Raw genomic sequence first — 24502 nt, 5'->3', positions numbered from 1 at the left:
CGTCGATTGCTCCCGCAGGTAGTCCGTGCGCCGCCCGCAGACCGAACTACCGAGGCCGACATAGACGCCCCGGCAAGCGCAGCGGACATGCTCATGGCCCAGTGTGGGCGCTGCAAAGCGTCCGCGCGATGAGAGCCTAGGGACAGCGCGGGAGTGTGCCCTGCTAGGCGAACGTCGCGGAACCGCACCGATCAATTCGGAGTTCCGCGATGGCCCCCACCGCCACCACCGCCCCCGTCGGCTACCTCAACACCGCCGAGGTCAGCGAACGATTCTTCGGCGGTCTATCCGCCCAAACCATCCGCAAGTTCGTCGCCGAGGACGGCCTGCCCGCCCACCGCGTCGTGCGGCGGCTGTATTTCGACCCTGTTGAGGTCGATGCGTGGGTCCGCGCCCGAGACGGCCAGCCGGGCACACCGCCGGACCCGTACCGCGAGCACGTCAAGAAGCTGGTCGATGCGGCTCCCCCGCTGACCGCCGAGCAGGCCGACCGCATCCGTGCCGTGCTCAGTGGTGGTGCCGCGTGAGCCTGTACGACTATCGGGCATCCCAGCAGATCGGCGCGGCGGACCCGCCGTTTCACGCGCTCATCATGGCGGCAATCCGCAAGGCGGACACCGGCAACGCCGCCCGGCTGCGGATGGCGTTCCCCGACACGTTCGCCGAGTTCGAGGCGCGCTACAACGCGCCCGGCGGGATGCTGCCCGAGGACCAGGCCGTTGGCGGTGTGCGATGACCTCCCCGCGCCTCACACTCCTGCTGGCGAGCCCGCCGGAAACGACCGACCTGGACGGCCTAGCCGCACTACTGCACGCCGCCTGCGGGCAAGGCGTGTCCGTCGCCGTCATGTGCCCGACCGGCAAGGTGGTCGCCGACATCCGACAGGGTGTCTCCGACGCTGACCGTGTGCCCGTCCGCGACCGGCGAGGAAAGGTGCCGCCCGAGTTGGTCACCACGGACGCCGACACGGCGGTGGCCTGGCTGCGCGTCTACGCGGAGACGGTAGGTCACCCCGGCATCGCGGTCTGCGTCGGCACCGACGCGGCGTCGAGGCTGATTCCGACACCGGGACTGCTGCCCGGTCCGGTCGAGGGGTGGGTGACCGTCTGGCGTCGCCCCGCCAGTGCTCCCCCGCCGCCGTTGGTGTCACCGCCTTTGGTCTCGCGCACCACCCCCGACCCCGAGTGGGTGCGCGAGATGGCTGAGCGGGAGGAGGCACGGCGGAAACGGCTACAACAACAGCAACGGCGGGACCGAGAACGCTGGCAGCGGGAGCGGGAGAAGTTCGACGCTCCTCCCCGTCCCGGCGACCCCCTCGGCCTCAAGCCGATCCGTATGCACCCCGACGAGTTGGGCGACTTCGCCCCCGGCGGCGGGTCGGTGGTCGAGGGGTACTACGTCGTGCAGACGGCCCCGTCGATGCGCTTCTACTTCCGCGTCACCGTCGCCCCCTACGGCTCGGGAAAGCTCTACGCGCGGCGACTGAATCACGAGATGTACACCGGGCGCATCACGACGCAGGGCAAGCAGAAACGCAAGTACCCAATCGAGGAGTGCTGGGAGTACGCCATCCCGCAGAGCCACCACGACTGGATGCACCAGATCGCCAGATACGGGCGGCTGATGACCGAGGAGGAGTTTCAGCGGTTCGGCGCGCTGTACGGGGTGTGTGCACGGTGCGAGCAGTTGCTCACCCGTCCCGAGTCCATTGCGACGGGCTGTGGCGAGGTGTGCGCCGAGCATCTCGGGATCGCCTACCCGTCGGGTAGGCAACTCACCCCCGCTGGCACCGCCTAACCGCCCGCGACACGTCATGTACCCCGGCCAGTTTCACGGCATGACTATCCCGAGGGGGTCGGGATTGTTGCCCACAGCTACCGGCCCGAACACCGAATTGCTAAGCGAGACAAGACCGTAAACGTCGGGAAACTGGCCGGCTCATGCCCCAGCGCGTGCACGGTCGAGCCGTAACGTGAACTCACACCGCCTAATTCGCGGTGATCGAAAGGAGGACGACCCATGACCACGACCGAAGTCCGCCTCGACAACCCCGATGCGTTGTACCCGCCCCAGGCTGTCGCCGAGTTCCGCCACAAGACCGTCGGTGCACTCGCGCAGGAGAGATTCGCCGGGACCGGCCCGCGATACGTGCGTGATGGCCGCAAGGTGCTCTACCGCGCCTCTGATCTCGCCGAGTACATCGCGGCCAACACCGTCGAGACGAAATCCATCGGGGCACAACGTGACTAGACGATGAAAACAGTGATGCCGCCCGGCTCGCGCGTTTGGCTTCGGCGCGATGTTGTTGCCGGACGGCATCACCCAACGACGACTCCCCGAGAGAGTCAGTCCCTCCGGCGGACACCACCCCATCCGAAAGGTACGAAGTGAATAATACCTCCGAAGTCGGTAATGCCGCCGATGCCGAGGCCAGCACCGGCATCACCACCACCATCAGCGGCGCGCATCTGGCGAAGCTGTGGGACGCCGACCCGACCGACGCACTGAGTTCGGTGATGCCGGACGACCGCGCCACGCTCATCGCTGATTGGCTGCGCGAGGCGATCTATCACGGGCGCGACATGATCGACCCCCACACCGGCAAGCCCGACCGCGACCCGTGGTTAGAGGACACCCCGGCCATCCCCATCGACATGGTGGCCGACGGGTTCGCCGAGCGGGGCGTGGCCCTGCCGACGCGCCAGGAGGTTCGCGAGTTCGCCGAGGCCGACGGCAGCGCCGACCCCGAGATCGAGCTATTGCGCGCCCTCTACGTCCCCGACCCCGACCTGGACGCCGCCGCACCCGCCGCCGAGACGCGCATCAACGGCGTCCCTAAGTCCATCTACGACGCGCTGACCGCCGACGAGCAGGCGAAGGTCAACGCCCGCAAGGTGATCGCGCCTCCGCAATCACCCACGGCGGTCGCGCGCTGGCTGGTCCGTGAGAGGTACAGCAGCCGGAGGCTGATGCCCCCCAAGGGCACGCGCCGCAGTCGTCGGCGCGACTGGATGCCGACTCTGGTCCGCATCGACCAGGTGTGGTGCAGCTACGAGAGCACCGCGCCGGGCGAGCCGCCGCGATGGGTGGCCCACACCGACCCCGAGTGGATGCGTGGCCAGTTGCGCGAGGTGTTGCAGACGCTCTGGTACGTCAAGACCCGGCAGTTGGCCAAGGGCAACGAGTATTCGCTCAAATGGTGGAACCCCGACGACCGTGGCCTGACCCAGGTGGAGAACGCTCTCGCCGACGAGTTGCACGCCGGAACCGGCACCGCGCCGCGTGAGTTGCCCGATGTCTACGGCCACCGCCACGGCGTCTATAGCGGCGGCACACGGGTGCTGGTGCGCAACGGCGTGCTCGACCTGGAAACCGGCGAGGTGGTCCGCAACACCCCACTGTGGTTCTCCCTGAGCCGCATCGAGGCTGACTACGACCACCGTGCCGACCCCTATGCCGAGTGCGACTGGCTGCGGATGCTGGCCGACCAGTGGGGCGACGACCCCGGCGCGATCACCTGCCTCCAACAGTGGTTCGGCTACGTGTTGAGCGGGCGCACCGACTTGCAGAAGTGGTTGCTCATCATCGGCCCGAGCGGCAGCGGCAAGTCCATCATCGCCGACATCCTCGGCACACTGCTCGGCATCGTGAACGCGACCAAGCTGGACACCCTCAACAGCCAGTTCGGGTTGCAGGCGCTCTACGAGACCGGCGCGACGCTGGCGCTGATGAGCGACATTCGTTTCGGTGCACGCGACTCCACCACCGCCGTCGGCAACCTTCTCGCCATCACGGGCGAGGACGAGGTGACGGTCGAGCGCAAGTACAAGACGGCGGTGTCGGCGCGGCTGCCGGTGCGGTTCCACGGGTCGGCCAACGAGATGCCGCGCTGGTCGGACAACAGCAGCGCGCTGCAACGGCGCGCGCTGATCCTGGAAACGTCGCGCGGGTTCCGTGGCACCGACGACGACGACCCCGGCCTCAAACGGCGCATCGTCGCGCGCGAACTGGGCCAGGTGTTGCGGTGGGCCGTCGAGGGTCTGGCGCTGCTCAACGCCAGCGGGGGCCGGTTCACCCGCAGCGCCCACGCCGACGAACTCGACGCCGAGATGTCCGAGTTGTCGTCTCCGGTGCGCACGTTCGTCAACGAGTGCTGCGAGATCGGCACCGCCGAGGACTTCGTTGACCTCAAGCCCCTCTACACCGTCTGGCAGGGGTGGGCCGAGACCAACAACACCGGCAAGGGCATGAGCCTGAACAAGTTCCGCGCGGCCCTCAAGGCGCTGTACCTCGACCCGGTGAAGCCGGGGCAGAAGAAGCTACCCGGCGGCAAACCGGGCAAGTGGGCGGTCGTGTGGGGTGTTCAGCGCGCACAAACCGCCGTCATCGCGCGGGGTCTCAACGGTGTGACGGCGCAGCGGGTCGTGTCCACCGACCCCCTCGCCGACCCTTGGACGAACTAGGCGACCGACGCGGCCCGCAGACAGGTTACCCGGCCCCGAAACCGGGTTACCCGACCGGGTTACCGCCCTGCGGCGGTCCGCGCCCGGCCCCGGCGGGCGGTGTCACCCACCCCGCGCGTGGCACTAACCGGGTTACCGGCACCGGGTAACCCGGTGGTAACCCACCTGGCGGTGCGCCCCGGCAGAGTCGGCACGGCGGCGCATATACGCAGGCTGTGGGGCATATTCGGCGGTCCAGACTCCCTCTCGGTAACCCGGTAACCCAGGTAACCCACATAACTATTTGTTGTTGTAGGAGAGGGATATTTGTGTATGGGGGAATGGTTTTGGCCCGGTAACCCGGTTACGTGGGTTACCGGGTCCACGACCCCACCGCCCCACTCCGCGCCGACGGCCATCAACCCGCCGCGCTGTGGGCGGTGGCACCGAAACAACAGCCGCCGCAACCTAATTCACCGTAAAAGTCGGTGTTCTCGATTCGCGCCTAATTGCCCCACAATGGCCACATGGCCAAACCAGGACCGGCGATGAGTCGGGAGGACAGCCGCCGCCGTGCCGAGCGTGCCCGGTGGCTGCGCGGCACCGGCAAGACGTGGCAGCAGATCGCGGACTCCGAGGGGTTCCGGTCGCGGCGGGCGGCGCAGTTGGCGGTGGCCCGCCTGGCCGAGTCCGAACCCGCCGACAATGCCGCCACCTTGCGCCGCACCGCCAGCGATGGACTGCGCATCACCAAGTCGGTGCTGTTCGCCGGAATGGCCGAGGCGAAGCAGGCGGGTGACCATCAGGCCGTCGTCGCGTACGCCCGTGCCATCGCCGACGGCATCGACAAGGACGCCAAGATCAACGGGTTGCATGTTCCGGTTGCGCAGCAGGTGGACGTGAAGGTCACCCACGACCCGCGCGCCGTCATCGACCGGCTCGAATCCGAACTGCTGGCGTTGGTCGCCCAACGCGAACCCCAGACCGCCATCAGCAGCGGCAACATCATCGACGCCGAAGTGGAGGAGATCCCCCGATGACCACGATGACCCCCGAGGACGCCATCAAGGCGGCATCTTCCATCGCCCGCGACGTGGCCGACGGCAGGCTGTCGCCGACCGCGTTGGAGGACCAGGCTGTCGCCGAGTGCCGGGCGCTGTTCGGCACCGTGGGCGGTGATGGCGACCCGCTGTGGGACGTGCACCGCGACATCGCCCGCCAGGCCCTCGCGCTCGGTGCGCTGACCGCCGATGAGTTGAGCGAGTGGGCGGCGGTGTCCCGTCATCAGGCCGGTGAGGCGGTGGCCACGCCGGACCCCTCCGACACCCCGCCCGACCCGGTTCCATTCGTCAGCGTGGCGCACGGCCCCGAGACGGTGCCGTCCGACGACACCGACGACGGTGCCGTTGACATCCATCCCGACGGTGGACCCGGTGCCGTCGATCTTGACGATGTTGGCGGTGCCGAGCCGGCGGTGGTGTCCATCGTCGGGATGGTGCCGACATCGCCGCGACCGGACCATTACGACCCGACGGCGGCGTGGCTGGCGGGCGGCACCCGGCGGAACTGATCTGCCCGTCGCAAAACTATAGATTCGATACGCCACCGCGCTGCCGTGCTGCATCCAGCGTCGCGCGAGGTGGCGTGTCGCAAAAGGTGTCGCGTATCATTACTGGTGTTCGCACCGTTTCGAGACAGGACACCACCATGACCGCCGCCACCGCTACCGGCACGTTGCTCGGATACGCCCGCGTCAGCACCGGCCACCAGTCGCTCGACGCCCAAGCCGACGCACTCACCGCCGCCGGGGTTGAGGCTGCCCGCGTGTACTCCGACAAGCTCACCGGCACATCGACCCGCGAGCAGCGGCCCGGCCTGGCCGCGCTGCTCGACTATGCCCGCGAGGGCGACACCATCGTGGTCGTCGGCATCGACCGGCTCGGGCGCAACGCCGCCGAGGTCATGCTGACCATCCGCGACCTCGGCGCGCGCGGCATCGTCCTGCGGTCGTTGCGCGAGGGCATCGACACGTCCAACGCCACCGGGCGCATGGTCGCCGGGGTGCTGGCATCACTCGCCGAGTTGGAACTGGAACTTGGCCGCGAACGCCGGGCGGCGTCCCGCGCGGCGCGCAAGGCCCGCGACCTGCCCATCGGCAGGCCCAAGAAACTCGACGCCGACAAGGCGGCACTGGCCCGCCGGATGCGCGACAACGGCGAGCCGGTGCCGACCATCGCCGAGACGTTGGGCGTCAGCCGGGCCACGCTGTACCGCTATCTCGCCGACTGACCCCCACCCGACACGCCAAAACCCGGTCCCAACTTATGGGGCCGGGTTTTGGCGTCGATGCCAAACGCATTTCGCCACGTCGTAAGGCGTACGCCAGGCGCCACATTCCCGTATCCGTCGGGATAGTTTGGATAGTTTGCATTGCCGCACAACGGTTTTCGGCGTAGTAGCTTGCGCGCAAGCTAGCTAGTGTGGTGCACATGACGACAGCCTCAACCGCCCGCACCGTCCATCCCCGTGACCGCACCGCCCGAGAGTGGCGCGGCTCCCTCGGAGCGATGGCCAGCCGTGGCGAGGTCGATGGGCCGCGTGTGCAGGAGGCCACCGCAGCACTGGCGTGGTGGAAGCACCGGGGGGCGATGATCGAGACCGGCATCGACCCCGAACGGGCCGAGGAACTGGCCGACCTCATCGCCGCCGAGACCGCGACCGACGCCGAGGCGGTGGCCCGATGACCGGCATTCAGCCCGGCGTGATGGCGCGCAACCGAACGTTCGCCGCACTCGCCGCGCAGCATCCGCAGCCGCCGCGCCGGTACAGCCAGACCGAGTTGCGCCACCGTCGGCGCACCGGGTTCACGGCGGGCCACTACGACGGCGACTGGTCCTTGGTCCGCGAGGTCGCCGATGTCGTCCACCCACTCTCCGAGCGCATCGCCGCCGACGACCGGCCCACCCGATTCATGCGCGCCACGGCAACGGTGCCGTACCTCGCCGAGGCGGTCCATGAGGCTGTCGGCGTCGTCGTCGGGTGGGTGGCCGAGACCGATGCCCGCCGTCGCACCGTGCACCTGGCCGACGAGCCGGGCAAGCGGAAGTACGCCATGACCACCCTCTGCGACCTCGCGTCTCGCCCGGCGCTGCCCGACATCACCGAGGACATGATGGCGTCCGGCGCGTGGGCGGCGGCGGTGGTGGCGATGGCCGAGACGGTCGATGCCGAGTTCTCCGACCTGTTGGCGCGGGCGCATCCGCCCAACGCCGCCGCGCTGCGTGGCCAGGCGTCCCGGTCGGAACTGCTGGCGCGGTTGCTGTCCCGCACCATCGACCGCGCCGTGTTGGCGCTGGAACGCCGCCTCGACCGCGATGACTTCGCCGACCACCGCCCGACCGGGACCGACCGGGCGCGGGCCGAGTTGGCCGCAATGGGCATCGACACCGACTAAGCGCCAACGACATTCGAGGAGACGACCATGACGACCGGCCTGCCCGACTTCCCGGTGACCACCCACCCCGCGATGCTGCCTGTGCACTTCGAGGTTCCGGTGGTCAATGCGGCACCGCAGGGTCTCTACCCGGCGACGTTCTGGACCGACGACACCGGCCCCACGCGCTGGCTCAACGGCGTCGAGGTCCGTGGCGCGAACTACGGCGGCGCGGACGCCGCCGGGGTGTGGGAGGCGGACTGGTGCACACCACCCGCCATCGACAACGACGAGCGCAAGGAGGGCACCCGTCCGCCGATCCTCGACCCGTTCGACCCGCTGACGGTGTGGGGTTACGACGAGTGCGACCTCACCGAGCCGTCGCGCGCGGAGGTCCGCGACCGCGCGGCGCAGATCATGCGGTTGCAGGAACAGCCGATGGTGGAGCGGGAGTTCGCCGAGCGGCTGTTGACCGACGCCGCCGATACGGCGGCGGGCATCGTCTCGGCGGTTGACCTGACCCTGGCCCTCGGCCACCTTGAGGCGGCGTTCGCCGAGACGAACACCGTCGGATTCATTCACGCCGGGGCGCAGTGGGCGGCAGTCGCCGCCGAGTCCCGGTTGGTGAGCCGCACCGGCACCGGCTGGACGACCCCGATGGGCCACCGCTGGGTCTTCGGCGGCGGGTACGTCGCAGGGCTCGGCGACACGCTGGTGGCCACATCGCAGCCGTTCGGGTGGCGCAACACCGTCGCGGTTCGCGAGGCGATTGACGAGCGGCACAACACGTTTGCCGCCATCGCCGAGCGGTCGGTCACCGTCGGCTATGAGGCTGTCATCGCGGCAGTGACGGTGACGCCGGAGGTGACGCCGTGACGATGACCGCCGAGCGTGAGGCCGACACGGTGACCGCCACCTACGACGGGCCGCGCTGCCAGTCGTGCGGCGGGCCGTGCTGGCACTACAAGGGCAGCGTGTGGGAGTACACCTGCACCGACTGCATCGACCGCTACTTGGACGAGTCGGCGGCGCGGTGGGTCGTGCGCCAAGCCAAGGAGCGGGCGAAGAACGAGCGAAAACTGTTGAGAAACAACGACTCAGAACCTCCCGTGTCGGCGAACGGTCGGCGTTCCGACGGCGACGGCCCGGTTGTGTACCGCGCCGCCGTCGGAGCGTCGGCCACCACCACCGACGCGCCCCGATGACCACCATCAGGAAGGACACCACCATGACCCGGCGCAAGCCACCGCTGACACTGGCCACCATCACGCGGCGCGAACGCGCACACCTCGAAACGTGCGTTCACGAAGCGGCCCACGCCGTCGCTGGTGTCGCCCTCGGTGGCCAACTGCGCAGCGCGGTGGTGTCCAACAGCCGCGTGTGGGGCGTCGATGGCCTCGCCTCGTTCGCCGACACGCCCCACGGGCGTGACCCCGAGATCGCGTATGCCGGGCCGTGGGCACAGGCGAAGTTCCGTGCCGGTGGCCGCGACAACCGCCCGACTCAGCGGCAGGTGTTGGCGATTCTCAACGCGGGCGGGTACAAGGACGACCGGATGCTGATCGCTTCCGGCGGCACGCATCTGGGGCACTTCGTCACCCCGCTCATCGAGCGGACATGGCCCGCTGTGATGCGTGTGGCCCGGCGGCTCTACGACACCGGGGAGGCGACCCACGCCGACGTGTGCGCGGCGCTCGGCCTGACCGACGAGGGTGGGCCGGGCAGTGTGCAGTTGGCCAACCTGCGGGCCGGTATGCGCCCGGTGCCCGCATGACCTGACGGGCGACCACAACCACGCGGGGCCACCTCACCACCCAACGACACCATGAGGAGACACCGTGACGAACCCCACCACCGACACCGCGTCGGCTGATCCGTTCCACGACTTCTGGCTGCCCGACTACTGCCCCCGGTGCAACCCGGCGGGGCATCACGCCGACCGTTGCGTGCGCCTGGCCACCGAGACCGAGCCGGACGCCGTGACGTGGCGCGGAGGCAAGGGCGTGGTGTGCGAGTACGTGTGCGATGGCTGCGGGCACCAATGGCGTCGGGCCGACCTGTGGACCGCCGCGTGCGCCGGTTTCAAACCCGTGAAGGAGAACGCCGCGTGACGTCGTGCGCCAACCCCATCGACACGCTGACCGCCGTCCGTGCCATCGGGGCGGCGCGCCAACGGAGGCGTCCCGCGACCCCGGCGGAACTGGCCCGGCGGCTCATCCCCGGCTACGTGGTCACCCCGGCCATCAAGCTGCTGTCCGACGAGTTGGTGCGGGCCGTTGAGGAGTCCGACTCACGTCTGGTCGTGACCATGCCCCCGAGGACCGGCAAGTCGGTGCTCACGTCGCAGGTGTTCCCGGTGTGGCTGCTGTCGCGGAACCCCGACGCCGAAGTCATCGTGAAGTCCTACGGTGATGCCCTGGCCGAGGAGCACAGCGCGGCGGCGCGGCGGCTGATCGCCGAGAACCCCGCAGTCGTCGGCATCGAGTTGGCGGCGGACAAGCAGGCTGTCGGGCGGTGGCGGGTGGCCGGTCACCGGGGCGGCATGTTGGCGGGCGGCATCCTGTCCAGCACAACCGGGTTCGGCGCATCGGTGCTGCTGGTCGATGACCCCGTAAAGGGCGCGCAGGAGGCCGACTCGGACGCCTACCGGCGGCGGCTCACCGCCGAGTTCAAAGCCAGCCTGATGACCCGGCTGATGCCCGGCGCGTCCGCCATCGTCGTGCTGACCCGGTGGCACCCCGACGACCTCGCCGGGTCGCTGCTGGCCGAACCCGGCAGCCGGTGGCGGTGCGTGAACATCCCGGCCATCAGCACCGCCGGAGTTCCCGACGCATTGGGCCGCGAACGCAGCGGCGTGGCCATGACCAGCGCGGTGGGGCGCACCGCCGAACAGTTCCGCGAGATCAAGACCGAGGTCGGGTCGCGGGCTTGGGCCGCAATGTATTTGGGCACCCCCGCGACGCCCGAGGGCGGCCTCATCAAGGCGGCGTGGATCGACACGTGGCGGTTGCCCGCAGCGCCGCCGGGCACGGTGAAGATCGTCGTCGGTGTGGACCCCGCCGACTCCGGCGAGGGCGACGAGACGGGCATCGTCGCCGCCGCGCTGACCGCCGACGGCGTGGTGGCCCTCATCGCCGACGTGTCGGGCCGGATGACATCGGACGCATGGGCGGTGCGCGCTGTGCAACTCGCCGCCGACGTGGGCGCGTCGGAGATCGCGGTGGAGGCGTTCGCGGCTCGGGCCACCTACACCCGGTTGGTCACCGAGGTGTTGGCCCGGTTCCGCATGGACCGTCCCATCCGCGTGACCGGGTGGCCACCGAAGGGCACCGACCGGGGCAAGGGCGATGCGGTGGCCCGTTCTACCGGCCTGCTCGCCGCGCTGGAAACCGGACGCGCACGGGTGGCGGGGTTCCTGCCTGACTTCGAGGCGCAGGCCGTCACGTGGGAAGCGGGGCAGCATCAACCCGACCGGGTAGCTGCGGCGGTGGTGGCCTACGACGTGCTGGCGCACTCCATCGGCCAGACGATGCACGTCGTCAGTCCCATCGACACCGCCCGCCGTGCGCGCGAGGGCAAGATTGCGCCGCCGCCGCAGTGGATGACGCGCCAGATCGGTGGGCGGTGACCGGCTGCACTGCCGCGCGCACCGTCGGCCCGGCGGGCTGCGGGGCACTAACGAGAACGGGCCGGTCGAGGCTGCGCGCGGACCTCACCACCGCCGCCGAGCCGGGCGGCTGCGACTGCGCCCGATGCAACCCGCCGCCGTTGACCGACATCGAGGCGCAGCGCGCGTTGCGGCACGTGTCCAACCGGGATGCGGTGGCCTATGCGCGGGGCGAATTGTCGCTGGTCAGCATGTACGGGTGCGACGACTGCGGGGGATGGGTGCCGACGTTCACCGAGTCGGCGGCGCGCTGATCGCGCGCTGGCCGAGGACGGCTGGCCCCTCCGTTACTGACCACGTAAAGCGGAACCGGGCGCTGACGGGTTAGCTACCATCCCCGGCATGGGGATTGTCAAAAAGGGTATCGGTTGCGGCGTCGTGCTGGTGGGGGGCTTTTTCCTGGTCGGTGGCTGCGTTGCTGTGATGGTTGCGGTGTCCAGCCAAGACGACTCCTCGACAGGCACGACGACGCCGGGCCAGGCTGCACCGGCTGCGCCTCCGGCAGATGATCACGCGACGATTCCCGGCAACGGCACCCACGAGATGGGCGGGATGGACGGCAAGGACTGGGGCGTCTACGAGGCGACCGCGACCGGCAATTGTCAATGGTCGATTCGCTCCGTCGCCCGCTACCGACCGGGGCTGATCCTTGACGAGGGCACAGCCGTGCCAGGCGAGACGGTGCAGGTGAACATCCAACCCGACGGCGATGTCAGCTCTTGGGACGGAATGATTGACGACGACCATCGTCTGGTGTTTATGACTAACGGTTGCGGGGCGTGGCACTTCGTCAGCTAGATGGCATGGCCTGACCTCGATCAGGGTCGCGCACGGGAACAAGGGGAGGAAGCATGGTGTATAGGGGTGGGTGGCTCGCTGTAGGTGTAGTTGCCGGTGTAGTTCTGACCGGCTGCGGAAGTGAGGAGCCCAAACACCGCAACAGCCCGTGGTTGCAGCAGTGGAAGTCCGACAAAGCGGACATGCTGGGGTCAGCGCCGGGCATGGTCGCCCTCTACACCGCCATTGACGACATGGAACTGGTTCCTGCCAGCACGCCACTTGAGGACGTGTCGGAGCGGTTTGCGGGACCGCTGATGGCGTGCGCGTTCAATCCGAACGCCGTCAATGCCGACACACTCGACTCGCTGAACCTCCCCCAAGATCAAGCCGATGAGCTGCTCCCGAAGTACGAGGCTGCCTGCGCTGAGATGCCGATGATGATGGCGCGGGGCATGGCCGAAGGTTCCGACACCGATGAGTCCGAGCCGGGGCCGGAGTCGCCCACGGTGAAAGGCCTGCGCCTGCCAAGTGGTTCTACCCTCCGCGCCACCAATGACTCCCCTGACGGCGACGGCGGCGACGTGATGGAGATGTGGGACGTTCCGCTCAGCTACGACGACACCGAACGCTATGTGAGCACCGAGTGGGACTTCGACACCATCGGCGGTCTAGATCGCCGATACGCGGGCGATGAGGACGGCATCAGCGACGACGGATCGAAGTACCGGAAGCGGGAATGGGTGAATGACACCGCACCTGCTCGCGCACTCCTGGTGCAGGTTTACAGCACCGACGACCCCGACCGTAGCCAGATCATCATCGGCTCCTTCATCGACCAGGACGGCGACGGCTCGGTGTAATCCGGCGGTGCCCGGGCACTCACCGAGGCGGCGCGCCGATCATCGGTTCGATGATGTCGTTGAGCAGGAAATCCTCACACCGCCACATCCGCTCACCGAGGTCCATCGTTCGCATGGGTGCCGAGGCGTTGGCCACCCACTCGGTGACATCGAGCGCGTTCTCCGCCGCGCTGCTGATGTCCATGTACTCGCGGATCGTCGCCTCATCGAAATCAGCCGGAGCGTCCAGTTCGAGCAGCGGCATGGGTGCGGATTCGTCAATCGGCACGCGGCCCGTCGGCAAGTCGGCGAGGTGATTGGTGACCAGTGCGAGCGGGGGTTGCAGGCCGATGCGCACGTTGACGATGTGCGGAACGAGGGCGTGGCCGTAGCGGTGACGGTCGATGCGCGCCAATTCTTCGATCCACCACAACACGTTCGACTTGTGGTCAGGCTGGGCGTTGAACGGCTGGACGGTGCGCAGATCGCCGAACGTCGTGTCGGACAGGGCGATTAACGCCTGCCGGTGCCCCTGGCTGTCGTACTTGGCGGGGTCGGTCTTGATCGGAAAGTAGATGCTGCGCTCGTTGGGCGGCGGGTTCTGGCCGCTGTCGCGCACGGCGACGTAGTACGCCGTGCCGTCGAGTGCAGCGCGCAGGAGGTACAGCCACTCGCCGAACAAGGTGCTGATCCGCACCGGCATCGGCTCGATGGTGTTGATGACGAAGGTCCAGCGGGTGTCGGACTCGGCGTCGGCCACTAGACCGAACTGGCGCGGTTCGCGTTCCATGTACTCGTTCCACAGTGTGCCGATGGACCCGCGCACCTCGCTGGCTCGGTGCACCCGGTCGCGCAGAATCTCGGCGTCGGGTGCGGTCATGGCCATAACCTCCGACTGCGCCTAAGACTTCGACTTTGATGCTTGTCCGTGGCGGAACTCCACCACGTCGCCGTCGGCCATGACGTAGTCCTTACCCTCCATCCGCACCTTGCCCGCCGCCTTCGCCACAGCCATCGATCCGGCCTCGACCAGGTCGTCGTAGGAGACGATCTCGGCCTTGATGAAACCCTTCTCGAAGTCGGTGTGGATCACCCCCGCCGCCTTCGGCGCGGTGTCGCCCTGGTGAATCGTCCACGCACGGGACTCTTTCGGCCCCGCGGTCAAGAACGTCTGCAGCTTCAGCGTGTGAAAACCCGCCCGCGCCAACGCATCCAGCCCACGTTCGGTCTGGCCGATCGACTCGAGCAGCTCGGCGGCCGACTCGTCGTCGAGCTCCTGCAGCTCGGCCTCGATCTTCGCGTCCAGGAACACCGCATCGGCGGGCGCCACCATCTCGCGCAACTCCGCCTTTCGCGCGTCGTCGGTCAACACCGCCTCGTCGGCGTTGAACACGTACAGGAACGGTTTGGTCGTCAGCAGATTCAGTTCGCGCAACGGCGCGGTGTCCGCACCCGCGGCGAACAACGTCGTCCCACCGTTGAGGATCTCCTGCGCCGCCGCGGCCGCCTCGTGTGCCGGCCTGCGCTCCTTGTGCGTCCTGGCTTCCTTCTCCAGCCGCGGCAGTGCCTTCTCCAACGTCTGCAGGTCGGCGAGGATCAGTTCGGTCTCGATCACCTCTATGTCGGACTTCGGGTCGATGCGGCCGTCGACGTGTGCCACGTCGTCGTCGCTGAACACACGCACCACTTGGCAGATGGCGTCACTCTCGCGGATGTTGGCCAGAAACTTGTTGCCGAGCCCGGCGCCTTCGGATGCGCCCTTGACGATCCCGGCGATATCAACGAAGGTGACCGGCGCATGAATGATCCTTTCCGACCCGAAAATTCTGGCCAGCTCGGCCAATCGCGGATCGGGCAGCGGCACGACGCCCTCATTCGGCTCGATCGTGGCGAACGGGTAGTTGGCGGCCAGCACGTCGTTTCGCGTCAACGCGTTGAACAGCGTCGATTTTCCGACGTTCGGCAAGCCGACGATTCCCAGGTTCAAGCTCACAGGGTCCAGAGTCTAGGAGACTGTGACGGGCGCGCCCGAACCGCGCTGACAGCCACACATAGCGAAAGCCGGTACGGTCTACCTGTGTCAGCACAGCGCGCACGGTCGGCGGTGGCCGCCGGCCATCGGTCCGCGCACCCCAATTTCCCCGGTGTCCCCGGGTGGGGTGCTGTGCTCGTCGCATTCACCGCAACCGCGATCGGTTTCGCGTTCGACGCCGGATCGGGCAGCAAAGAACTCAGCTCGGTCTTCGCCGCGTGCTACATCCTCGGCTGCCTCGCGGCGGTGCTGGCAGTCCGGCAGGAAGCGGTGTTCACCGCGGTCATCCAGCCGCCGCTGATTCTGTTCGTCAGCGTGCCGGGGGCCTACTTCCTGTTCACCGGCGGGCAGTTCACCGGCGTCAAGGATCTGGCGATCAACTGCGGCTACCCGCTGATCGAGCGCTTCCCGTTGATGTTCTTCACGTCGGCGGCCGTGCTGGTGGTCGGCATGATCCGCTGGTACGTCGGCATGGCGACCCGCCGCACCTCCCCACAAGCCGCCGACGACCGCAGCGAGTCGAAGCCCGGACGCGTGACGGAGTTGGCGACGGCGTTGATGAGCAAAGCGGCGGTCAAGGTGTCGGCGCTGTTGGCGCGCGAATCGCCCGACGACGCCGAACCGGTCGCGCGGCCTCGCCGTAAGCGGACCGAGAGTGCGAGCCGGCCCGCCCGTACCGCCAGAACGGCGTCGAATCGCAACGGTCGGCCGGCCAGCCGGACCTCGACGCCACGACCGCGCCATGTCCGTCCGCCCGAGACCGAAATCATCGAGCCCGTCGCCGAGCGGCCCCGCCGCACCCGTTCGGGCCGGCACGCCGAGCCGCCGTCACCGGCCGAGCCTCGCCGTCGGCCGCGCCCGGCGAACCCACGGCAGCCCGGCCCTCCCCCATCAGAGCGCCGCGTCGGCTACGACCGCGCCGGCCGCGATCGGACCGGGGAACGCCCCGAGCGTCGCCGCCGCTTCGACGACTACCAACCTCGTGAGCCACACCGTAGCAACGGCAACGGAACCCACCACCCGGTCTCCCGGGTGCGCTATCGGGGCGAAGAGACCGACGACCGCGCGGAGTACCGCACCCGTCGCCGGACGCCCAGGGACTGGGAGGCCGACTCCTGGGAGTACGACATCTGACGCTGCGGCTCTGACGCTCGACGGCTACGCGCGAGCGGGGCGGATCTCTCTGGGCAACGCGAACACCAGCGTCTCGTTGGCCGTCGTCACCGGCTGCACGACGTCGTAGCCGTACTCGGCCAGCCGCTCCAACACGCCGCGCACCAGGATCTCCGGCACCGACGCGCCGGAGGTGACCCCGACCGTCGTCACCCCATCGAGCCACGCGGGGTCGATGTCGTCGGCATAGTCGACGAGGTGGGCGGTGTCGGAGCCGGCGCCCAGCGCAACCTCGACCAGCCGGACAGAGTTCGACGAGTTGCGCGATCCGACCACGATCACCAGCTCGCACTCCGGGGCCATCGCCTTGACCGCCACCTGGCGGTTCTGCGTGGCGTAACAGATGTCGTCGCTCGGCGGGTCCTGCAGGGTCGGGAACTTCTCGCGCAGCCGACGCACCGTTTCCATGGTCTCGTCGACGCTCAGCGTGGTCTGCGACAGCCAGATGACCTTGCTCTCGTCGCGCACGGTGACGTTCTCGACGGAGTCCGGCCCGTCGACGAGCTGCACGTGGTCGGGCGCCTCCCCGGCGGTGCCGACGACCTCCTCATGGCCTTCGTGGCCGATGAGCAGGATGTCGTAATCGTCGCGGGCGAACCGCTTGGCTTCGTTGTGCACCTTGGTGACCAGCGGACAGGTGGCGTCGATGACCTTGAGGTCGCGCTCCTTGGCGGTCTGGTGCACGGTCGGTGCGACGCCGTGGGCGGAGAACACCACGATCGCGCCTTCGGGCACCTCGTCGGTCTCCTCGACGAACACCGCACCCGCCTTCGCCAGCGTCTCGACGACGTGCCGGTTGTGCACGATTTCGTGGCGCACGTAAACCGGGGCGCCGTGCTTTTCCAGCGCCCGCTCGACGGTCTCGACGGCGCGGTCGACGCCCGCGCAGTAACCCCGCGGCTCGGCGAGCAGCACCCGCTTGCCGGAGACGCCACCGGTGACCGAGCTGGAGGCACCCGGAATCCCCATGTTGATAGTCGGCGGCATGACTCCCAGGGTACGCAAAGAGCCGTTCGGTGGCCCTCCCGGACCAGCCGAGAAGCCGCCCGTAGGCTGGGGGCCATGGCAACCGCACCGTATGGGGTCCGTCTGCTGGTTGGCGCGGCGGTAACCGCCATCGAGGAAACCCGTAAGCTCCCCCAGACCATCCTGATGTACCCGATGACCGTCGTCAGTCAGCTCGCGCACCTGGTGATGAAGATGCAGCAGGACGTCGCCGACCTGGTCATCAAGGGTGACGAGACGCTCGAGTCGCTCTTCCCGCCCAAGGATGAACAGCCCGAGTGGGCGACCTTCGACGAGGACCTCGACGACGGCGCGGCCCCGACTCCCACCACCGACGGTGAGCGCCTGACCGAGGGCCGCTTCGCGCTGTTCAGCAACGGGGAACCCGGGACGTCGACGGCTGACCAGGAGACCCGCACGACGTCGGACCCGGGCGACGTCCCCGAGATCGTCACCGAACTGGACTACGAATCGCTCACGCTCGCGCAGCTGCGGGCTCGATTGGGCACCCTGCGGGTCAACGATCTCGAGGCGCTGCTGGCCTATGAAGAGGCCACCAAGGGTCGCGCACCGTTCCAAACTCTGCTCGCCAACAGGATCACCCGCGCGTCCGCTCGGTGACCTCCCCCAGCGGGCGCAGAAGATGACAGACGCCGAGCCGGGCAAGTCCCCCGACAACCCGTGGCCGGTGCGCGCCGTGGCCACCCGCGTCGCCAAGTACATCGACCGGCTCGGCACCGTGTGGGTCGAGGGCCAGCTGACCGAACTCAAGCTGCGCCAGACGACCGCATGGATGGTGCTGCGCGACCCCGCCGCCGACATGTCGCTGTCGGTGAGCTGTCCGCGCGACCTGGTCGCGAATGCGCCGGTGCCGCTGACCGAGGGCACGCAGGTGCTGATGCACGGCAAGCCGCAGTTCTACACCCGCAACGGCTCGTTCAGCCTGCGCATCTATGAGATCCGCGCCGTTGGGCTCGGCGAGTTGCTGGCCCGCATCGAGCGGCTGCGCCGGTTGCTCGACGCCGAGGGGCTGTTCGACCCACGGCTGAAGCGGCCGCTGCCCTTTCTGCCGCGCACGGTCGGGCTGATCACCGGCCGGGCCAGCCACGCTGAGCGCGACGTCATCACTGTTGCTCGAGATCGTTGGCCCGCAGTGCATTTCGCGATCCGTAACACCGCGGTGCAGGGTCCCAACACCGTGCCGCAGGTCGTCGAGGCGTTACGCGAACTGGACGCCGATTCCGAGGTGGACGTCATCGTGCTCGCCCGCGGTGGCGGCAGCGTCGAGGACCTGCTGCCCTTCTACGACGAGACACTGTGCCGCGAGATCGCCAAGTGCACCACGCCGGTGGTGAGCGCGATCGGTCACGAACCCGACAACCCGCTGTGTGATCTGGTGGCCGATGTGCGGGCGGCCACCCCCACCGACGCCGCCAAGCGGATCGTCCCCGACGCCGCCGCCGAGCAGGCGTTGATCACCGACCTGTGTCGACGCGGTGGGCGGGCGCTGCGCAACTGGGTGCACCGCGAACAACGCACCATCGACCAGTTGCGCAGCAGACCCGTGCTGGCGCAGCCGCTGGCCGCGATCAACGCGCGCGCCGATGAGGTCGAGCGCGCTCGCGGCACCGCCCGCCGCGACATCACCCGCCTGGTGGCCGCCGAGACCGACCGCATCGGACACCTGTCGGCGCGCCTGGGCACACTGGGCCCGGCGGCGACGCTGGCGCGGGGCTACGCGGTGGTGCAGACCATGCCCGCGGGCACCGTGCTGCGGACGACGGCGGACGCTCCGAAAGGCAGCCGGCTCCGCGTCAGGGTGGCCGACGGGGCGATCGCGGCGGTCAGCGAGGGGCCGGAAGGAACGAATCAATGAAGCCCATTAGTGAACTCGGCTACGAAGAAGCGCGAGAAGAACTGGTCGCGGTCGTCCAGCAGTTGGAGCAGGGCGGCTTGGACCTCGACGCATCGCTGAAGCTCTGGGAACGTGGCGAAGAGCTCGCTAAACGCTGCGAAGAACACTTAGCTGGCGCGCGCAAGCGGATCGAGGATGCGCTTGCCGCCAAGGAACCTGAAGAAAGTTGATGCGGCAACGACCCCGGCGAAAAGGGGTCGAAACTGTAACACGTTTCAGTTATGCTGCCCGCCATGGGTGACTCAACGCTGACCACCGAACTGGGCCGGGTGCTCGTGACGGGCGGATCGGGATTCGTCGGCGCCAATCTGGTGACCGAACTGCTCGAGCGCGGACACCAGGTCCGTTCCTTCGACCGCGCCCCCTCGCCGCTACCGGCGCACCCGCGACTCGAAGTACTCGAAGGCGACATCTGCGACGTCGAGACGGTGGCGGCCGCCGTCGCCGGTGTCGACACCGTCTTCCATACCGCGGCGATCATCGACCTGACGGGCGGCGGCGCGGTGAGCCGGGAAAGTCGCGAGCGCAGCTTCGCGATCAATGTCGCCGGGACCGAGAACCTCGTGCGGGCGGCGCAGGCGGCGGGCGTGAAGCGCTTCGTCTACACCGCGTCCAACAGCGTCGTCATGGGCGGCAAGCGCATCTCCGGTGGTGACGAAACCCTGCCCTACACAGAGCGGTTCAACGATCTCTACACCGAGACCAAGGTCGTCGCGGAGAAATTCGTACTGTCACAGAACGGCACCGGCGGGCTGTTGACGTGTTCGATCCGGCCGAGCGGCATCTGGGGTCGCGGCGACCAGACCATGTTCCGCAAGGTGTTCGAGAGCGTGCTCGCCGGCCACGTCAAGGTGCTGGTGGGCAGCAAGAACGTCAAGCTCGACAACTCCTACGTACACAACCTCATTCACGGTTTCATCCTGGCCGCACAGCATCTGGTGCCCGGCGGTACGGCGCCGGGGCAGGCGTACTTCATCAACGACGGCGAACCGATCAACATGTTCGAGTTCTCCCGGCCGGTGGTGGAGGCGTGCGGGCAGAAGTATCCGAAGCTGCGCGTGCCCGGCCGGCTCGTGTGGTTCGTCATGACGGTGTGGCAGTGGCTGCACTTCAAATTCGGCGCCCCCAAGCCGATGATCGAACCGCTTGGCGTGGAACGGCTTTACCTCGACAACTACTTCTCCATCGCGAAGGCCGAACGCGATCTCGGCTACCGGCCGCTGTTCAGTACCGAGCAGGCGATGGCCGAGTGCCTGCCCTATTACGTCGACCTCTACGGCCAGATGGAGAACGCGTCGAAGGAACCGGCAGTCAGCATCACCGCGGCGCCGCCCGAGGGCTGAGTTCAGCGGTACAGGTGCACCGGCTGATGCGTGGCCTGCTCGATCCGTGAGGACGCGCGCTGCAGCAAGTCCGCGCCGAGCGCGATCAGCCCTCTCGCCGCAGCGATCTCCTCACCCACCAGCGGCTGTACGGAATCCGCGGGGTTGCGGTAGGCGTCGCCCAACGCAGTGACCGTTTCACCGTCATCACGGGTGGCCCGCACCGTCGCGTGGGTGTGCGTCTCGTCCTCGGCGAACTCGACGTCGATGTGCCAGATGTTGTCCATGACCTTGTCGTACATTGCCATCACCCTCCACTACCAGGGTCCTCCCTAGGCGGGTGCTTCGCACGCAATTCGCGCACGGTGCGGCACGCGATTCGGCATGGTGGTGGCGATGGTCGAATCACGCTTCACCACCAACGGCGACGTGCGCCTTCACTACCTCGACTCCGGCGGGGAGGGTCGCGGCGCGCCGGTCGTCTTCGTTCCGGGCATGACCGACCTCGCCGCCGACTACGCCGACATCCTCACGCTGTTCGGCCGGCGGACCCTCGTCGTCGAGCTGCGGGGACACGGGCGTAGCGCCGCACCGAAAAGTGGTTACGACTCAAGCACACTCGGCAGTGATGTCGGCGCGGTGATCGACACGGTCACCGACGGACCGGTGCACCTGGTGACGTTCTCGCGCGGCACGGCATATGCGTTGACGTGGGCGCTGGCGCATCGCGACCGGGTGCGGTCGATCTCGATCGGCGACTACATCCCCGAGGAGATCACGCTGCCAGAGCACATCTTCGTCCGACTGTTGGACGGACGCTGGCGGGGCACTCCCGTGCGCGAGCGTCTCGACCGCAGCGCCGGCGTCGCCACGTTCCGCTCCGCGCGTTCACAGTCCTTCTGGGAACCGCTGGCGCAGTGGCAGCCGCCGCTGCTGGTGGTACGAAGTCCCACCAGCCCGTTGATCGACGACGCCGCGTGGGACCGCTATCGACGTCTGTTTCCCGCGGCGCGGCTGCATGTCTTCCCCGACTCCCCGCACGACATCTTCCGGCCCGACCGAGGCCGCTTTCCAGCACTGGTGCGTGCGCACGTGGACGCGGTCGACGAAACCGTCAGGGCAACGTCGCCAGCTCAGTGACTTCGCCTGTGCCGCTGTTGATCAGCGCCGCATGATCCACCCGCGCGCGCAGCGGCAGGACGTCCATTACCGTCGCCGCCACGGTCGGCAGCTGCGACAGCGTCGCGCGCGGTGCAAGCGAACAGTGCGGCAGCCAGCTCCCCGGACGATAGTGCTTGTGCAGATCTGCGCCGGTCGCCGCGATGGCCTCGACCACCCGCTGCTGGCGGGTGACCAGGTCCGCGCTGACGCCTGCCACGAGCCACACCCGGCCCCGCCGGAACACGCCTATCCCGTCGAAGTGCAAATCGACCGGTTCTCCATTGTCGAGCCCTGCGAGGGCAGCGCCGACGGCCGCGTCGTCCCACCGGCGCAGCACCGCATAGCTCACATGAGGCAAGTGCTTGCCGTGGGTGTGCGAACGCAGGCTCGGCACGCCGATGTCTTCCAGCCGGTCCCACAACGCGCGGACCGCACGCTCGGAGCGCCGATCGAAAAGCAGGCAGACCGCCAGCGCCATGGCTCAGCGTACGGCGGCTACGGCGTCACGATGTTGAACCAGAACGGGAAGGTGTCCAGCAGGCCGATGAACTCGTTGAACGAGTTCTGGTTTCCGTCGATTGTCACCTGGTTATCCGACCTCGCCTGATCCAGTGTGGTCTTGCCGAGCTGGATGTCGTCCAGCGTGGCCTTGCTCAGCGAGACCCTGGCGTTGGCGTTAGGCACCGGCGTCGCCGCGTAGTTGAGCACACCGTTCTCCACGGTGAGCCCGTACTCCTTCCTCAGATCGGTGAAGTTGATGTTGAGCGTGATGACCTTGCCGGCGGCCTTCGGCCCGTTCAGTCGAACGCCCATGTAGTCGAACAGCATCTCGGGCGGCATCGCTTTGATGGTGTCCGGGCTCACCGTGTCGGTGCCGCCGGCCGTCGGCACGCCGTTGCGAAGCTCATATGCCCCTTGCAGGTACACCGACCGCCACGGCCCCGACTCTGCTTGGTAGCCCATCTGCTCGTAGCTGTCGGCGAGCAAGTTCTTGCCGTTGACGCTGTCAGGGTTTGCGAAGACCACGTGCTTGAGCACCATCGCCGTCCAGCGGTAGTTGCCGTTGTCGAAATCGGACTTGGCCTTCTGCAGAACCGCGTCCTCGCCGCCCATGTACTCGACGTACTTCTTGGCCGCCTCCGCCGGAGGCAGATCGTCGAGATCGGACGGGTTGCCGTCGTACCACCCCATGTAGCGCTGGTACACGGCGCGCGAGTTGTGCTTGAGCGTGCCGTAATAGCCGCGGTCGGGCCAGAAATTGTTGAGCTCCGGCGGAAGCTGAATTTCCTCGGCGATCTCCGATCCGACGAGGCCGTGGTTCATCATCCGGACCGACTGATCGTGCATGTACTTGTACATGTCACGCTGTCGCTTCCAGTAATCAATGATCTTGGCGTTCCCCCACATCGGCCAATGATGACTCTGGAACTTGACCTCGGTCTGCGGTCCATACAAGCGGATCGTCTCGTCGAGGAAACTCGCCCACTTCAACGCGTCGCGGACCTGCGCACCGCGCAGCGTCAGCAGGTTGTGCATGGTGTTGGTCGTGTTCTCCGCCATCCACATGGCTTTGAACTGAGGGAAGAACGTGTTCATCTCGGTCGGCGCTTCGGTGCCCGGAGTCATCTGGAACACCATGTCGACGCCGTCCACGGTCATCTGCGTGCCAGTGGTGCTGATGATGTCGGTCGGGATGATCAACGTCGGCAGGCCGGTCGAAACGGTCATGCCCAAGCCGCCGTTGACGCCGCCCTGCGGGTTGCGTGGCAGCAACGCGCCGTACATGTAGACCGCGCGGCGACCCATGGCGTTGCCGGCGATGACGTTCTCACTGACCGAGTCTTCGACGAACGCCTGTGGCGCAATGATCTTGACCCTGCCCGAGTCGACGTCCTGTTGGGACACCACGCCTCTGACACCGCCGTAGTGGTCGACGTGGGAGTGGCTGTGCACCACCGCGAGGACGGGCCTGGGCCCGAGTTCCTGGTTCGCCAGATCCAGAGCCGCCTTAGCCGTCTCGGGCGAGATCAGCGTGTCCATCACGATCCAACCCGTATCGCCTTGGATCAAGGTCAAATTCGATAAGTCGTAGCCGCGCACCTGGTAGATACGGTCGGCCACCTTGAACAATCCGTATTCCATACACAGTTGCGCATTGCGCCAGAGGCTGGGATTGACGGTGTCGGGTGCAGGCTTGTCGGCACCGATGTAGGTCTTGTACTCCTCCAGGTCCCATACGACGTCGCCGTTGGCGTTCTTGATCGTCAGGGTGTCCGGCCGGGCGAGCAGGTCGCGCTTCGCATCGTCGAAGTCGCTGCGGTCGTTGAACGGCAGCGAGTCGCGCACCTTCTGGTTCGCTGCCTTGGTGGCGTCGGTGGCGCCCTTGGGTTTGTTGTCGGTCGTGAGTTCGCCGTTCCCCGATGGTCCGGACTCTCCAGAATCGTTGCTACAGGCCGACAGCACGCTCGTCGCGGCGACTGTGCCGAGACCGGCGATTCCCAGGCGACTCAGTGCCGTGCGGCGGGAAAGCGTTGCGCCCGGAACAGCGGCGCGGGTATTGGCTTTGTGCGACGTGTCTTCACTCGGATCCATGCGAACGAATTATTGCCGTGTGTGAGCGACGCGATGCGCAGAACGCTGAGTCCTGATCAACTTCACATGGGGCCTCGTCTGACGAATAAGTGAAAGTTTCCCCAAGCCAGCGCATGCCACGACGCTGCGGCATAACGTCGA

30 protein-coding genes are annotated in these 24502 nt (G+C 67.7%); 24 read left to right on the top strand and 6 right to left on the bottom strand.

The features are described 5' to 3' along the window. Positions 1–209: 209 nt before the first annotated feature. The 18 genes from AU187_RS15335 (at position 210) to AU187_RS15250 (ending at position 13182) form a co-directional block, all read left to right on the top strand. A complete protein-coding gene (locus AU187_RS15335) occupies positions 210–527 on the top strand; it encodes a helix-turn-helix domain-containing protein (RefSeq protein WP_059166904.1) in 318 nt (105 codons plus the stop codon). Beyond that, positions 524–736, top strand: coding sequence for a hypothetical protein (locus AU187_RS15330; RefSeq protein ID WP_059166903.1), 213 nt, complete (start codon positions 524–526; stop codon positions 734–736). Before AU187_RS15335 ends, AU187_RS15330 begins: the two co-directional genes overlap by 4 nt. Continuing rightward, positions 733–1797, top strand: a complete 1065-nt coding sequence (locus AU187_RS15325) for a DUF6011 domain-containing protein (RefSeq protein WP_059166902.1) — start codon at positions 733–735, stop codon at positions 1795–1797. Before AU187_RS15330 ends, AU187_RS15325 begins: the two co-directional genes overlap by 4 nt. Positions 1798–2019: 222 nt before the next feature. Beyond that, positions 2020–2250, top strand: coding sequence for a hypothetical protein (locus AU187_RS15320; RefSeq protein WP_059166901.1), 231 nt, complete (start codon positions 2020–2022; stop codon positions 2248–2250). A gap of 137 nt (positions 2251–2387) precedes the next feature. Further along, complete coding sequence (locus tag AU187_RS15315; RefSeq protein WP_059166900.1) at positions 2388–4463, top strand: DNA primase family protein; 2076 nt, start codon at positions 2388–2390, stop codon at positions 4461–4463. Positions 4464–4969: 506 nt separating this feature from the next. Then, positions 4970–5482, top strand: a complete 513-nt coding sequence (locus AU187_RS15310) for a hypothetical protein (RefSeq protein ID WP_286131916.1) — start codon at positions 4970–4972, stop codon at positions 5480–5482. After that, positions 5479–6012, top strand: coding sequence for a hypothetical protein (locus AU187_RS15305; protein ID WP_059166899.1), 534 nt, complete (start codon positions 5479–5481; stop codon positions 6010–6012). The genes AU187_RS15310 and AU187_RS15305 overlap by 4 nt, the downstream gene beginning before the upstream one ends. A 137-nt stretch (positions 6013–6149) precedes the next feature. Continuing rightward, positions 6150–6731, top strand: a complete 582-nt coding sequence (locus AU187_RS15300) for a recombinase family protein (protein WP_059166898.1) — start codon at positions 6150–6152, stop codon at positions 6729–6731. Between the two features lie 200 nt (positions 6732–6931). Further along, a complete protein-coding gene (locus AU187_RS15295) occupies positions 6932–7186 on the top strand; it encodes a hypothetical protein (RefSeq protein ID WP_059166921.1) in 255 nt (84 codons plus the stop codon). Next, on the top strand, positions 7183–7896 hold the full coding sequence (locus tag AU187_RS15290; protein ID WP_059166897.1) for a hypothetical protein: 714 nt from the start codon (positions 7183–7185) through the stop codon (positions 7894–7896). The genes AU187_RS15295 and AU187_RS15290 overlap by 4 nt, the downstream gene beginning before the upstream one ends. Before the next feature lie 27 nt (positions 7897–7923). Then, complete coding sequence (locus AU187_RS15285; protein ID WP_059166896.1) at positions 7924–8751, top strand: hypothetical protein; 828 nt, start codon at positions 7924–7926, stop codon at positions 8749–8751. Positions 8752–8753: 2 nt separating this feature from the next. Further along, positions 8754–9080 (top strand): hypothetical protein, encoded by a 327-nt coding sequence (locus tag AU187_RS15280; protein WP_059166895.1) that lies wholly within the window; start codon positions 8754–8756, stop codon positions 9078–9080. Beyond that, complete coding sequence (locus AU187_RS15275) at positions 9077–9649, top strand: hypothetical protein (protein ID WP_286131915.1); 573 nt, start codon at positions 9077–9079, stop codon at positions 9647–9649. Before AU187_RS15280 ends, AU187_RS15275 begins: the two co-directional genes overlap by 4 nt. A gap of 64 nt (positions 9650–9713) precedes the next feature. Next, complete coding sequence (locus AU187_RS15270) at positions 9714–9986, top strand: hypothetical protein (protein WP_059166894.1); 273 nt, start codon at positions 9714–9716, stop codon at positions 9984–9986. Positions 9987–10012: 26 nt separating this feature from the next. After that, the gene (locus tag AU187_RS15265) at positions 10013–11503 is read left to right on the top strand and encodes a terminase large subunit domain-containing protein (protein WP_502687768.1); all 1491 of its coding nucleotides are present in this window, start codon (positions 10013–10015) and stop codon (positions 11501–11503) included. Then, on the top strand, positions 11500–11796 hold the full coding sequence (locus AU187_RS15260) for a hypothetical protein (RefSeq protein WP_059166892.1): 297 nt from the start codon (positions 11500–11502) through the stop codon (positions 11794–11796). Before AU187_RS15265 ends, AU187_RS15260 begins: the two co-directional genes overlap by 4 nt. An 88-nt stretch (positions 11797–11884) precedes the next feature. Then, positions 11885–12340 carry a hypothetical protein gene (locus AU187_RS15255; RefSeq protein WP_059166891.1) on the top strand — a complete coding sequence of 152 codons (456 nt, stop codon included), beginning with the start codon at positions 11885–11887 and terminating at the stop codon, positions 12338–12340. A 203-nt stretch (positions 12341–12543) separates the two neighbouring features. Continuing rightward, a complete protein-coding gene (locus AU187_RS15250; RefSeq protein ID WP_059166890.1) occupies positions 12544–13182 on the top strand; it encodes a hypothetical protein in 639 nt (212 codons plus the stop codon). Positions 13183–13201: 19 nt separating this feature from the next. On the opposite strand, the gene AU187_RS15245 is transcribed toward AU187_RS15250, so the two are convergent. Then, a complete protein-coding gene (locus AU187_RS15245) occupies positions 13202–14041 on the bottom strand; it encodes a hypothetical protein (RefSeq protein WP_156442357.1) in 840 nt (279 codons plus the stop codon). A 21-nt stretch (positions 14042–14062) separates the two neighbouring features. After that, complete coding sequence (ychF, locus tag AU187_RS15240) at positions 14063–15154, bottom strand: redox-regulated ATPase YchF (protein ID WP_059166888.1); 1092 nt, start codon at positions 15152–15154, stop codon at positions 14063–14065. 84 nt (positions 15155–15238) lie between these two features. Between ychF and AU187_RS15235 the strand changes: the two genes are divergently transcribed. Beyond that, the gene (locus tag AU187_RS15235) at positions 15239–16327 is read left to right on the top strand and encodes a DUF6542 domain-containing protein (protein ID WP_059097950.1); all 1089 of its coding nucleotides are present in this window, start codon (positions 15239–15241) and stop codon (positions 16325–16327) included. Positions 16328–16351: 24 nt separating this feature from the next. On the opposite strand, the gene AU187_RS15230 is transcribed toward AU187_RS15235, so the two are convergent. Beyond that, a complete protein-coding gene (locus tag AU187_RS15230) occupies positions 16352–17353 on the bottom strand; it encodes a 4-hydroxy-3-methylbut-2-enyl diphosphate reductase (RefSeq protein ID WP_059166887.1) in 1002 nt (333 codons plus the stop codon). A gap of 75 nt (positions 17354–17428) precedes the next feature. Between AU187_RS15230 and AU187_RS15225 the strand changes: the two genes are divergently transcribed. From AU187_RS15225 to AU187_RS15215, 4 genes are all read left to right on the top strand, one after another. Further along, entirely contained in the window at positions 17429–17992 is a 564-nt protein-coding gene (locus AU187_RS15225; protein ID WP_059097952.1) for a lipid droplet-associated protein, read from the top strand. A 22-nt stretch (positions 17993–18014) separates the two neighbouring features. After that, a complete protein-coding gene (xseA, locus tag AU187_RS15220) occupies positions 18015–19247 on the top strand; it encodes an exodeoxyribonuclease VII large subunit (RefSeq protein ID WP_059097953.1) in 1233 nt (410 codons plus the stop codon). After that, on the top strand, positions 19244–19456 hold the full coding sequence (locus AU187_RS25110) for an exodeoxyribonuclease VII small subunit (RefSeq protein ID WP_082683845.1): 213 nt from the start codon (positions 19244–19246) through the stop codon (positions 19454–19456). The genes xseA and AU187_RS25110 overlap by 4 nt, the downstream gene beginning before the upstream one ends. A gap of 63 nt (positions 19457–19519) precedes the next feature. Beyond that, on the top strand, positions 19520–20629 hold the full coding sequence (locus tag AU187_RS15215; RefSeq protein ID WP_059098406.1) for a 3-beta-hydroxysteroid dehydrogenase: 1110 nt from the start codon (positions 19520–19522) through the stop codon (positions 20627–20629). A 2-nt stretch (positions 20630–20631) separates the two neighbouring features. Here AU187_RS15215 and AU187_RS15210 read toward each other — a convergent pair whose 3' ends face one another. Then, positions 20632–20910: a DUF1876 domain-containing protein gene (locus tag AU187_RS15210; RefSeq protein ID WP_059098407.1), complete on the bottom strand. Its 279-nt coding sequence runs from the start codon at positions 20908–20910 to the stop codon at positions 20632–20634. Between the two features lie 94 nt (positions 20911–21004). Here AU187_RS15210 and AU187_RS15205 point away from each other — a divergent pair, with 94 nt between their 5' ends. Continuing rightward, a complete protein-coding gene (locus AU187_RS15205; protein WP_059098408.1) occupies positions 21005–21748 on the top strand; it encodes an alpha/beta fold hydrolase in 744 nt (247 codons plus the stop codon). Here AU187_RS15205 and AU187_RS15200 read toward each other — a convergent pair. Both AU187_RS15200 and AU187_RS15195 read right to left on the bottom strand, forming a co-directional pair. Beyond that, the gene (locus AU187_RS15200) at positions 21723–22247 is read right to left on the bottom strand and encodes a 2'-5' RNA ligase family protein (protein ID WP_059097954.1); all 525 of its coding nucleotides are present in this window, start codon (positions 22245–22247) and stop codon (positions 21723–21725) included. The genes AU187_RS15205 and AU187_RS15200 overlap by 26 nt on opposite strands. Positions 22248–22264: 17 nt before the next feature. Further along, positions 22265–24361 (bottom strand): alkyl/aryl-sulfatase, encoded by a 2097-nt coding sequence (locus AU187_RS15195; RefSeq protein WP_231740219.1) that lies wholly within the window; start codon positions 24359–24361, stop codon positions 22265–22267. Between the last annotated feature and the right edge of the window lie 141 nt (positions 24362–24502).

This window comes from Mycobacterium sp. IS-1556 (genome assembly GCF_001499985.1).
In the GTDB taxonomy this organism is placed as follows: domain Bacteria; phylum Actinomycetota; class Actinomycetes; order Mycobacteriales; family Mycobacteriaceae; genus Mycobacterium.
Note: the sequence above shows the minus strand (reverse complement) of the source record. Positions and strands in the feature narration are given on the sequence as shown.

Excerpts from the sequence above, each read along its gene's own strand:
- AU187_RS15275 (WP_286131915.1), top strand. The coding sequence starts at position 9,077 with ATGACCACCATCAGGAAGGACACCACCATGACCCGGCGCAAGCCACCG.
- AU187_RS15255 (WP_059166891.1), top strand. The coding sequence starts at position 11,885 with ATGGGGATTGTCAAAAAGGGTATCGGTTGCGGCGTCGTGCTGGTGGGG.
- AU187_RS15250 (WP_059166890.1), top strand. The coding sequence starts at position 12,544 with ATGGTCGCCCTCTACACCGCCATTGACGACATGGAACTGGTTCCTGCC.
- AU187_RS15285 (WP_059166896.1), top strand. The coding sequence starts at position 7,924 with ATGACGACCGGCCTGCCCGACTTCCCGGTGACCACCCACCCCGCGATG.
- AU187_RS15300 (WP_059166898.1), top strand. The coding sequence starts at position 6,150 with ATGACCGCCGCCACCGCTACCGGCACGTTGCTCGGATACGCCCGCGTC.
- AU187_RS15335 (WP_059166904.1), top strand. The coding sequence starts at position 210 with ATGGCCCCCACCGCCACCACCGCCCCCGTCGGCTACCTCAACACCGCC.
- AU187_RS15305 (WP_059166899.1), top strand. The coding sequence starts at position 5,479 with ATGACCACGATGACCCCCGAGGACGCCATCAAGGCGGCATCTTCCATC.
- AU187_RS25110 (WP_082683845.1), top strand. The coding sequence starts at position 19,244 with ATGAAGCCCATTAGTGAACTCGGCTACGAAGAAGCGCGAGAAGAACTG.
- AU187_RS15210 (WP_059098407.1), bottom strand. The coding sequence starts at position 20,910 with ATGTACGACAAGGTCATGGACAACATCTGGCACATCGACGTCGAGTTC.
- AU187_RS15205 (WP_059098408.1), top strand. The coding sequence starts at position 21,005 with ATGGTCGAATCACGCTTCACCACCAACGGCGACGTGCGCCTTCACTAC.
- AU187_RS15245 (WP_156442357.1), bottom strand. The coding sequence starts at position 14,041 with ATGACCGCACCCGACGCCGAGATTCTGCGCGACCGGGTGCACCGAGCC.
- AU187_RS15320 (WP_059166901.1), top strand. The coding sequence starts at position 2,020 with ATGACCACGACCGAAGTCCGCCTCGACAACCCCGATGCGTTGTACCCG.
- AU187_RS15195 (WP_231740219.1), bottom strand. The coding sequence starts at position 24,361 with ATGGATCCGAGTGAAGACACGTCGCACAAAGCCAATACCCGCGCCGCT.
- xseA (WP_059097953.1), top strand. The coding sequence starts at position 18,015 with ATGACAGACGCCGAGCCGGGCAAGTCCCCCGACAACCCGTGGCCGGTG.
- AU187_RS15295 (WP_059166921.1), top strand. The coding sequence starts at position 6,932 with ATGACGACAGCCTCAACCGCCCGCACCGTCCATCCCCGTGACCGCACC.
- AU187_RS15200 (WP_059097954.1), bottom strand. The coding sequence starts at position 22,247 with ATGGCGCTGGCGGTCTGCCTGCTTTTCGATCGGCGCTCCGAGCGTGCG.
- AU187_RS15310 (WP_286131916.1), top strand. The coding sequence starts at position 4,970 with ATGGCCAAACCAGGACCGGCGATGAGTCGGGAGGACAGCCGCCGCCGT.
- AU187_RS15325 (WP_059166902.1), top strand. The coding sequence starts at position 733 with ATGACCTCCCCGCGCCTCACACTCCTGCTGGCGAGCCCGCCGGAAACG.
- AU187_RS15280 (WP_059166895.1), top strand. The coding sequence starts at position 8,754 with ATGACCGCCGAGCGTGAGGCCGACACGGTGACCGCCACCTACGACGGG.
- AU187_RS15225 (WP_059097952.1), top strand. The coding sequence starts at position 17,429 with ATGGCAACCGCACCGTATGGGGTCCGTCTGCTGGTTGGCGCGGCGGTA.
- AU187_RS15215 (WP_059098406.1), top strand. The coding sequence starts at position 19,520 with ATGGGTGACTCAACGCTGACCACCGAACTGGGCCGGGTGCTCGTGACG.
- AU187_RS15290 (WP_059166897.1), top strand. The coding sequence starts at position 7,183 with ATGACCGGCATTCAGCCCGGCGTGATGGCGCGCAACCGAACGTTCGCC.
- AU187_RS15230 (WP_059166887.1), bottom strand. The coding sequence starts at position 17,353 with ATGCCGCCGACTATCAACATGGGGATTCCGGGTGCCTCCAGCTCGGTC.